Below are 1,396 nucleotides of genomic sequence, written 5' to 3'. Positions count from 1 at the left end.
CCACGTTGAAAATGCGCTTCGATCTCTTCTGCCGAAGGCAGGTTCTGTATGTCTGACATCTTTTCCTCTGATTGCCCGTCACTGATATGCCTGACATAGCAATTATTACGCCATTTTCGGCGGTTTCTCTGCGGTATTCAGCGTGATAACGGCGTAAAAAAACCGCGCTTAAGCGCGGTTTTTCACCAAAGAAGCCATTTGTTATCTGCAGCCCATTAATTAAACAATTAGCGATAGCAGATTAAGTTTAGATATAGTTAAACAGACTCAACCCCTGCAACTTCATAAACGTGGCCTGACTGGCCTGCATTGAGCTACTGAGCATGGTCATCTGCAAAATGGCAGTCGGATAGTCGACATCCTCTTGGGTAGAGAGCGCGCTTTTTACCACCACATCATTATCGGCATGATCTTCTTTCGCGGTTTCCGCCGCTTGCATGCGCGTGCCCACTTCACCTCGAACAGAGTTCAGGTGTTTACTAATGGCATCTAGGTCGGCAAGACCCATGCTGATGTTGCCGGTGTTAGTGCCGTCTTGCACATTTTTGATTGCGTCTTGCATCGCTTCGAATGCATCGATGGTTTTACCCGGCTTGATGCTGACTTTATCCGCACCATCATCTGACACTTTAGGCTCGCCGCTGAATTTGATCCGCGCCAGATCCTGCTTGCCATCATTGATCACCAGTTGACCATTTTTCATATCTACTGGTTGTGGTTCAGGAGGTAACAGTGTGCCTGGGTGTGCAGGATCTTCTTCCTGCTTAGGAACGTACTCGCCCTTGCTATTTTTAGCCAGAAAACCAGTTGAGCCGTCAGCCATTTTGACAAACTCGACATCATACTGCTCATCAGAACCTTGTAAGTTCTCGGTGCTGTTGATGAAGAAATCCGAGCCTTCGCTAAGATTGTAATCTGGACGATAATCACCAAATGGATTCGGCACTTGCTGGAACAGCTTTGCCCCAGAATCATTCACCGGAACTTGGATTGAAGATGCCACCTGCATGAAACGCTGTTCATCGTTGCCACGGTACTGAATTTTACCGCTGGCATCTTTGAAAAATGGCGGTTGATCGGTTTTGGTACCACCAAAGATATAGTTACCAGCTTCATCACGGGTATTGGCCAGATCAAACAGAGCATCTAAGTTAGATTGCATGTCTTGCGCCAGTGCATTACGGCCATCTTGGTCCAGTGATGGGTTCAAAGCCCCTTGCACACGCTCTTTGCTGTTTTGAATCAAATCGTCAGCATTTTTCAGGTAGGTCTCTTCCTGCCCTAAGCGATTGAGCGCCAAGTCCGCCATGTTGGTGTACTGCTGATTCAGGGTGCTTTGCTGTTTGAGGTTATGGATGGAGACCATGGCCACCGCATCATCACCGGCGGTCTGAAC

The 1,396-nt window shown here is 47.9% G+C and carries 1 protein-coding gene; it reads right to left on the bottom strand.

Annotation, left to right across the window (positions count from 1 at the left end; genetic code table 11):
* Positions 1-247 precede the first annotated feature (247 nt).
* Positions 248-1,396, bottom strand: a 1,149-nt coding sequence (flgL, locus tag ACRC27_RS06105; RefSeq protein WP_438639425.1) for a flagellar hook-associated protein FlgL, incomplete at its 5' end; no start/stop codon positions are given.

It is taken from the genome of Plesiomonas sp. (assembly GCF_051650925.1).
Taxonomy (GTDB): Bacteria; Pseudomonadota; Gammaproteobacteria; order Enterobacterales; family CAMTGL01; genus Plesiomonas.
This window is presented reverse-complemented; position numbering and strand designations above follow the sequence as displayed.